This is a genomic window from Cupriavidus pauculus (genome assembly GCF_008801835.1).
In the GTDB taxonomy this organism is placed as follows: Bacteria; Pseudomonadota; Gammaproteobacteria; order Burkholderiales; family Burkholderiaceae; genus Cupriavidus; species Cupriavidus pauculus.
This window is the reverse complement of the sequence record NZ_VZOW01000105.1, coordinates 1-447: the sequence shown is the minus strand read 5'-3', so window position 1 is coordinate 447 and position 447 is coordinate 1. Positions and strand designations below refer to the sequence as shown.

Annotated in this window: 1 pseudogene; it reads right to left on the bottom strand. The window is 58.8% G+C overall.

Annotated elements, in window-relative coordinates:
* Positions 1–125: 125 nt before the first annotated feature.
* A pseudogene (locus tag F7R19_RS29595) lies at positions 126–447 on the bottom strand (contractile injection system protein, VgrG/Pvc8 family); the annotation flags it as partial.

Genomic DNA, 447 nt, shown 5'->3' with positions numbered 1-447 from the left:
CAATAAAGGCGACATCTTCCCTCAGGCGCGTGCATGCACGCTCCCTGAGGGAACCCCTCCAGCGTCCATCACCGTTCTTGCTCAAATCCCCACGCTTTCGGCATCACGAAAGCTGCTTATGCACACGCAGGCCGCAGGCCCAGGACATTGCTTTGGCCTTCATAGACGATTTGTCCAGCCAGCGCCGCCTCGTGGCGCAATTGGGCTTCCCACTTGGCGCCCGCCATATCGAGGTGATGCGTGCCGTAGACATAGGACTGGCCGTAATTGCCCGTTTCCTTGCGGGCGACATTGGCCTCACCTTCCTTGCGTTCGTAGGCATCCGCCGGGTTGTAGTCGGCCGTGCGAAACGATTCAGGCACCGTATGCACGTGCGTCTGAATATCGAATACCGTCTCAATACCCGATTCCAGACCAGCCGTTTCCCGATAGGGAACCCGCAACTCC